Annotated in this window: 5 protein-coding genes and 1 pseudogene; 2 read left to right on the top strand and 4 right to left on the bottom strand. The window is 72.6% G+C overall.

From position 1 onward, the window contains the following. From ABZS54_RS41460 to mtrA, 4 genes and pseudogenes are all read right to left on the bottom strand, one after another. Nucleotides 1-367, bottom strand: a pseudogene (locus ABZS54_RS41460) (ComF family protein); the annotation flags it as partial. Between the two features lie 202 nt (nt 368-569). Continuing rightward, complete coding sequence (locus tag ABZS54_RS41455) at nt 570-2345, bottom strand: LpqB family beta-propeller domain-containing protein (protein ID WP_355548149.1); 1776 nt, start codon at nt 2343-2345, stop codon at nt 570-572. Further along, a complete protein-coding gene (gene mtrB / locus ABZS54_RS41450; RefSeq protein ID WP_355548152.1) occupies nt 2342-4042 on the bottom strand; it encodes an MtrAB system histidine kinase MtrB in 1701 nt (566 codons plus the stop codon). Before mtrB ends, ABZS54_RS41455 begins: the two co-directional genes overlap by 4 nt. A 97-nt stretch (nt 4043-4139) precedes the next feature. After that, nucleotides 4140-4817 carry an MtrAB system response regulator MtrA gene (gene mtrA, locus ABZS54_RS41445; RefSeq protein WP_026219725.1) on the bottom strand — a complete coding sequence of 226 codons (678 nt, stop codon included), beginning with the start codon at nt 4815-4817 and terminating at the stop codon, nt 4140-4142. A 380-nt stretch (nt 4818-5197) separates the two neighbouring features. Here mtrA and ABZS54_RS41440 point away from each other — a divergent pair, with 380 nt between their 5' ends. Continuing rightward, nucleotides 5198-6523 carry a hypothetical protein gene (locus ABZS54_RS41440; protein ID WP_355548146.1) on the top strand — a complete coding sequence of 442 codons (1326 nt, stop codon included), beginning with the start codon at nt 5198-5200 and terminating at the stop codon, nt 6521-6523. Beyond that, the coding region (locus ABZS54_RS41435) for a hypothetical protein (protein WP_355548144.1) at nt 6520-7030 on the top strand (511 nt) is incomplete at its 3' end. The genes ABZS54_RS41440 and ABZS54_RS41435, both read left to right, overlap by 4 nt.

Genomic DNA, 7030 nt, shown 5'->3' with positions numbered 1-7030 from the left:
GGTCCCGGTGCCCTCGGCGCGGGCCGCGGTGCGCCGCCGGGGTCGGGACCAGCAGGGTGGACCCGGCCGGATCGGGCAGCCCGGCCGCCGCGGCCCGCGCGAGCGCGTCGCCCAGAGGGTGCGCCAGCCGGCGTGCGCCGTGCTCCTTGTACGCGGCGAGCACCGAGCACACCGGCCCCCGGTACGCGGTGATCGCGTGCACCGGCGGAAGTCCCTCCGGCGCGGGGGTCGGTCGCACGGGCGCGGGCTCCGGAGCGAACACCGCGCGGCATCGCCCGCACAGCAGCGCACCGGGCTCGGCGCAGCCCGCGCAGCACACGGGCAGCACCAGGTCGGCCCATGCCGCGAGCACCCGACGCCGTTCCATGCGTCCAAGCTCGCACGGCGCCGGCCCCGAAGCGGATCCTCGGCACGCGGAATCACCCGATCCGGTCATGGCGCGCCGTGGCGGACAATCGAGCCGGCCCAACCCCCGATCCGCTCCGATCCCACCGGATCGGGCGCCGGCGCCGCAGGCGGGCACCGATGACCGACCCCGGTCGCGGCCCCGGCCGAACGGGGACGCGGACCTAGCCGGGATAGACCGGGTACAGGCCGCTGTGCACCTTGGTCCAGTTGTTGCCCTGGGACAACTGGTAGATGTTCTCCTCGCCGGAGTCCGCCAACAGGGGCTGCTCCGAGCCGTCCGGTGCCGCGATGCGCAGCATGCCGTTGACCGAGGCGACCGAGACCGAGAGGCCGCCGTCGATGTCCACGATCTGCGGCGCCAACGCGCCCTGGCCCTCCTTGCCCAGCACCACGAGCCGGTCGGGGCCGTTCCAGGAGATCGCCTTGACCTCGACCAGCGAGGGGATCACCGAGCGCGGCGCGGCGATCGTCATGGCCACCGCTCCGTTGCTCACCCGGCGCTCCACCCGGCCGATCAGCACCTTGCCGTTGTCCACGATCAGCGCGGCGCGGGTGCCGTCCGGGGACAGTCGCAGGCCGGTGATCCGCGAGGCGGTGATGCCCTGCACGTCGACCGAGACCCGGGTGATCTGCTTGCGCTCGTCCTCGTACAGCGCGAGCACCCGTTCGGCGTCCTTGGTGCGATCCAGCACCCACAACACGCCGCGGCCGTCCCAGGTCGGGCTGAGCAGCGACGCCGGGCCGGTGGTCAGCCACTCCTGGACCTCGCCGTGGCCGTCCACATCGCCGACCATCAGGCGGCGACCGTTGGTGTCGATGCCCGCGATCCGACGGCGGAACGGGTCTCGCGAGACGGCGATCTGGTCGACCTTGTAGGTGCCGTCGCCGAACGGTCCGGGCAGCACCGGCGGATTGCCGTTCGGGCCGGGCACCACGTTGACCACGTTGCCCTTGGCGATGAAGTAGCCGGTGGGCGCGGACGTCCTGGCGGCCCGCCCGGGGTCGTACTGGGCGGCGTCGTTGTCGGAGAGCGAGCACATCGGCGCGCCGCCGCCGGTGATCGAGACCGAGTCCACCCCGGAGACCTGGCGCAGCGTGTACAGCAGTTGTGCGGCCATCCGCTCGCAGCCCTTGCTCTGGGCCGGCCTGGCCTGCCGGTTGAGTTGCACCCGGGCGATCCGGTTGTCCTCGATCGAGACGACCCGGTCGGCGGGTTCGGTGCCCCCCGGGAACGCGCTCTCGACCACCGGTCGCAGCCAGTCGGTGGGCCCGTCCACCAGTTGGCGCACCAGCGCGGAGGTCAGCCCGACGCGGCTGCGCAGGTAGACCGGGTCGGGCACCAGGATGTCCTTGCCCACCGGCATCGCGGTGGCGAACCAGTAGGTGTTCACCGACCGGTAGATCCGGTGGAACTCGGCCCGGGACAGGATCAGCCCGTCCGGCAGGTCGGCGATTCGCCACTGGTTGTCGGTACCCAGGCGCAGTTGCAGGGTCGCCCGGTACTGCGCGTTCGGCTGCTGCTCGGGCTGGTAGGCGTTGCGGTTGTCGACCGTGCCCACCCGGGTGCCGGACACCTCCGCCTGGTAGGTCCGCTCGTCCGAGCCGGGAACCAGTTCGATCCGGGCGATCGATTCGAGCACCACGATCTCGCGGCCGGGCACCCACTTGGCCCGGGCCTCCGGGGCCAGGTAGGCGCGCGCCGTCGTGTAGTCCGGCTCGTCGCTGGTGACCGCCTCCAGGAAGCCGGCGACCATCCCGTGCGGCTGCTCGCCCGGCTTGGGCGGCACGGCGAACACCCGTACCTGCTGCTCCGGGCCCTGGTCCTTGCTGCCGCCCTTGGCGGCCTCGCGCACGCTGCCGCTGTGCGGCATGGACGCACACGCGCCGAGCGTGCACAGCACGCACATCAGGGCCAGGAACCTGCCGATCCGCCTCATCGATTGCCTCCTGCGGGGCCGGCCGAGCGCGCGGTGCGCCGATACGGCGAGCCCGCCGGGCCCAGGCCCCGATTGGCCCGCGAGTCCTCGGGCTCCAACGGCAGCGGAGAGCGCACCAGCTCGCCGCCCGCGGTCTTGGGCAGGCTCAGCCGGAACTGCGAGCCGCCGCCCGGCTCGCCCCACGCCTGGAGCCAGCCGCCGTGCAGGTGCGCGTCCTCCAATGCGATCGACAGGCCCAGCCCGGTACCGCCGGTGGTGCGGGCCCGGGCCGGGTCGGCCCGCCAGAAGCGGGCGAACACCAGCGAGGACTCGCCGGGCTTGAGGCCCACGCCGTAGTCGCGCACGGCCACCGCGACCGAGTCCTCGCCGCCGGCCACGGAGACCACCACGTCGTGACCCTCGCCGTGCTCGACCGCGTTGACCACCAGGTTGCGCAGCACCCGGTCGATCCGGCGCGGGTCCACCTCGGCCACGCACGGCTTGTCCGGCACGCGCACCACCAGCCGGCTGCCGCGCCGCTCGGCCAGCGGCTCCGCGCCCTCGACCACCCGGCGCACGAGGTCGCGCAGGTCCACCGGCTCGGCGTCCAGCACGGCCGCGCCCGCGTCGAAGCGGCTGATCTCCAACAGGTCGGACAACAATGCCTCGAACCGGTCCAGCTGGTTCTGCAACAGCTCGGCCGAGCGCCGGGTGGCCGGGTCGAAGTCCTCGCGGGCCTCGTGCAGCACGTCGGCGGCCATGCGCACGGTGGTCAGCGGGGTGCGCAGCTCGTGCGAGACGTCCGAGACGAACCGGCGCTGCACCCGTGAGAGCTCCTCCAGCTGCCGGATCTGGTTCTGCAGATTGGAGGCCATCTTGTTGAACGAGGAGCCGAGCCGGGCCAGGTCGTCCGCGCCGACCACCCGCATGCGCTCCTCCAGGCGACCGGCGGCCAACCGTTCGGCGATCCGCGCCGCCATCCGGACGGGGGTGACCACCCACCGGGTCACCAGCGCCGCGATCGCCACCAGGAGCAGCACCAGGAAGACCCCGGCGGTGGCCAGCGTGCTGCGCACCAGGCCCAGGGTCTTCTCCTCCGGGCCGAAGGAGAAGAAGTAGTAGAGCTGGTAGGACCCGCCGTCGGGGTCCTCCAGCTGCGCGCCGACCACCAGACCCGCCTCGCGGGTGGTCTCGACCGGGCCGTCGCCGTGCTGGCCCTCGCGCACGATCTGGGTGTACTGAAGCAGTGGCACGTCCTGCTTGAGCCCGACCTCGCGGCGCAGCGCGGCCGGCACGCTCGCGTCGGGCACCACGTCGCCGGACGCGCGGGGGCTGCGGCCGGACCCGGGCGGATTGTCCGCCGTGTCCTGACTGGTGGCGGCCACGTCGTACACCCCCTGGCCGCCGCTGGAGAGCTGCTTGACCAGCGCGTTGAGCCAGTCGCCGGTGTTCACCCGGTTGCCGGACGCCGTGCCGGCCGGCACACCGGTGGGCACCTGGACGTGCCGGCCCGGGCTGGTGGCGATCTCGTCGGCCTGCGCACGGGCATCCGCAAACCCGCCCTGGGCCTGGGACCGGGCGGAGGCCACCTTCGCGTCCAGCAGGCCGTTGCGGACCTGACCGACCACCACGACCCCGAGCAGCACCATCACCGCGACGGACAACACCAATGTGGTGGCCACGACGCGAAACTGGATCGATCTGTTCCACAACGCCATGACCCGGCCCACGCCGCCGCGCACACGACGCAGGGCGAGGGACCAGGCCGACGGGGAGGGCGACCGCTGTGCGGTGCTCACCGAAGCGAACTCAAGGTCAGGCCGGCCCCGCCTTGTAGCCGACCCCGCGCACGGTGACCACCGTCTCCGGACGCTCGGGGTCGCGCTCGATCTTCGAGCGCAGCCGCTGGACATGCACGTTCACCAAGCGGGTGTCGGCCGCGTGTCGGTATCCCCAGACCTGTTCGAGAAGCACCTCGCGGGTGAACACCTGCCAGGGCTTGCGGGCGAGTGCGACAAGGAGGTCGAACTCCAGCGGGGTCAGCGCGATGTTCTGCCCGTCCCGCTTCACGGCGTGGCCGGCCACGTCGATCACCAGATCGCCGATCACCAACTGCTCCGGGGTGGGTTCTTCGGCTCTGCGCAGGCGAGCCCGCACGCGAGCGACAAGCTCCTTGGGCTTGAACGGTTTGATCACATAGTCGTCGGCTCCGGATTCCAGCCCGACCACGACGTCGACCGTGTCGCTCTTGGCGGTGAGCATCACGATCGGCACGCCGGACTCGGCACGGATCTGGCGGCAGACGTCGATGCCGTCACGGCCGGGCAGCATCAGGTCCAGCAGCACCAGGTCCGGTTTTACATCCCGGAAAGCCTGGAGTGCCTTGTCGCCGTCCGCCACGAACGACGGCTCGAACCCTTCGCCACGCAGCACGATGCCGAGCATCTCGGACAGTGCGGTGTCGTCGTCAACGATGAGGACGCGTCCCTTCATGTGCATCATCGTCGCATTACCGGATTGTGACCTGCACTCATCCGACCGATTCCGGCCGCGTCCATCGACGACAAAACACCCCAAAATATGACAAATACTGCCGGAAAGAATGCGGAGTCACATCGCATGTCGGGCCGTACGCCGACCTGCCGACCGGCGCAACGGGCGTTTCGGCCACGAACCCGACCGCCGCCGACCCCACCGACGCCCGGCGGACCGGCGCCGGAACGTGCGGCGCGCGCTCGACGTCGCCCCCGCGGTCGAGTCGATGTGCCCTCACGAACCGAGCGAACCGCATCCGATGGCCGCCCGTTCATCCGGGTCCCACGCAGGCATGCCACGATGAGTCACCACTCGATCAGGACGAGGAGCGCAATCGCATGACGGACTCGCCCGGCCCGCCCATCCCGGACGCCCCGGGGCCGGACGGAGAACGCCCGGCGGACGACGCCACGTCACCCGACCGGCCCGCCCCCGCCTCGCAGCCGTCGGCCACGCCCCCGTCCCTGGACAAGCCCCCGGCCCCCGACGAGCCCTCGACCCCGGAACAGCCCGGCCCCCGGGCCCAGGCCCCGGCCCCCGGCTGGGCCCCGGTCCAGCCCCCCGCCGCCGGCTGGGGAACCCCGCAGCAGGGCTCGGGTCCCGACCCGCGCTGGGGCGCCCCCCAACAGCAGCCGCTGTGGGGCGCGCCTCCCGGCTGGAACGGCCCCTACGTGCAGGCCGCCAAGCCCGGCGTGATCCCGCTGCGCCCGCTGAGCGTCGGCGAGATCCTCGACGGCGCGTTCGCCGCCATGCGCGCGCACTGGAAGGTCATGATCGGCATCGCCGTCGTGGTCGCCCTGCTCACCCAATGCCTCGAAGTACCGGTCACCTGGCTGTTGAACCGCGAGTTCTCGCCCAGCGACCTGAGCGACGAGCCCACCGGCGAGGAGGCGTGGCGCTACCTGCGCGACACCGCCGCACTGGTCATCGTGCCGATCGTGGTCGCCACCCTCGGCCAGATCGCCGCCACCGCAATGCTCACCGTCGTGGTCAGCCGCGCCGTGATCGCCAAGGCCATGTCCGCCGCCCAGGCCTGGACGGCGGTCCGCCCGCTGCTCCCGCGCCTGCTCGGCGTCACCTTCGCCACGTGGCTGATCCCGGTCGGCACACTCCTGGTGGCGACGTTGCCGGGCCTGCTCCTGCTGGCCCTGGGCGCCGACGGCCTCGGCGCCCTGCTGCTGCTCCCGGGCATGATCGGCGGCATCGTCGCAGCGGTCTACCTCTACGTCTGCCTCTCCCTCGCCGGCCCCACCCTGATGCTGGAGAAGCAGTCGGTGCGCAAATCGCTCGAGCGCTCGCGCAAGCTGGTCACCGGCTCGTGGTGGCGCGTGTGCGGCATCCTGCTGTTGATCGCGCTGATCATGACGATCGTCGGCGGCATCATCCAGACGCCGTTCCTGCTCGCCTCCGACGGCATCTCGGCGATCACCGCGTCCAAGCCCTCCGACGTCCCGGACCCCTCCTTCGTCGACCTGCTCATCACCGGCGTCGGCTCGGTGATCGCCGCCGCACTGCTCTACCCCTTCGCCGCCGGCGCCACCGCACTGCTCTACATCGACCAGCGCATCCGCCGCGAGGCACTCGACCTCGACCTCGCCCGCGCGGCCGGCGTCCTGGACGAGGAGCCCGGCGGCGACGCGGTCTCGGGACCCGCGTCGGCGTGACCCGCCACGCGCTCGCGATCCTGGTCGGGGACTGGGACCCGGTGGACATCCCGCGCGACGACGCGCGGGATGCCGCCCGGGACGAGCTCTCGCGCACCGAATACCACCGCAACGACCCCAGCCCGGTCCGCCGGGCCCTGGACTGGTTCCTCGACCACCTGGGCGACCTGATCTCCCGGGCCGGCGACCACAGCCCCGGCGGCGACCTCGGCCTCGTGGTGATCCTGCTCCTGGTGATCGCCGCGCTCGTGGTGCTGCGGCTGCGACTGGGCCCGCTGCGCACCGCCCGCCGCGCCGAGCTCCCGCTGTACGGCGACCGGGGGCCGTTGTCGGCCGCCGAGCACCGCGCGGCCGCCGACGCGCATGCCGCCGAAGGTCGCTGGGACGAGGCGGTCCGGGAACGCTTTCGCGCGATCGTGCGGGCCCTGGAGGAACGCGCCGTGCTCGACGTACGCCCCGGCCGCACCGCCGACGAGGCCGCTGCCGAGGCCGGCCGCGCGCTGCCCG

The organism is Embleya sp. NPDC005575, from assembly GCF_040605455.1.
GTDB lineage: Bacteria > Actinomycetota > Actinomycetes > Streptomycetales > Streptomycetaceae > Embleya.
The sequence above is the reverse complement of the archived record's forward strand: the minus strand, read 5'-3'. Positions and strand labels throughout refer to the sequence as shown.

What these genes read in the sequence shown, in the direction of transcription:
- mtrA (WP_026219725.1), bottom strand. Translation starts at nt 4,817, where the DNA reads ATGAAGGGACGCGTCCTCATCGTTGACGACGACACCGCACTGTCCGAG.
- mtrB (WP_355548152.1), bottom strand. Translation starts at nt 4,042, where the DNA reads ATGGCGTTGTGGAACAGATCGATCCAGTTTCGCGTCGTGGCCACCACA.
- ABZS54_RS41440 (WP_355548146.1), top strand. Translation starts at nt 5,198, where the DNA reads ATGACGGACTCGCCCGGCCCGCCCATCCCGGACGCCCCGGGGCCGGAC.
- ABZS54_RS41455 (WP_355548149.1), bottom strand. Translation starts at nt 2,345, where the DNA reads ATGAGGCGGATCGGCAGGTTCCTGGCCCTGATGTGCGTGCTGTGCACG.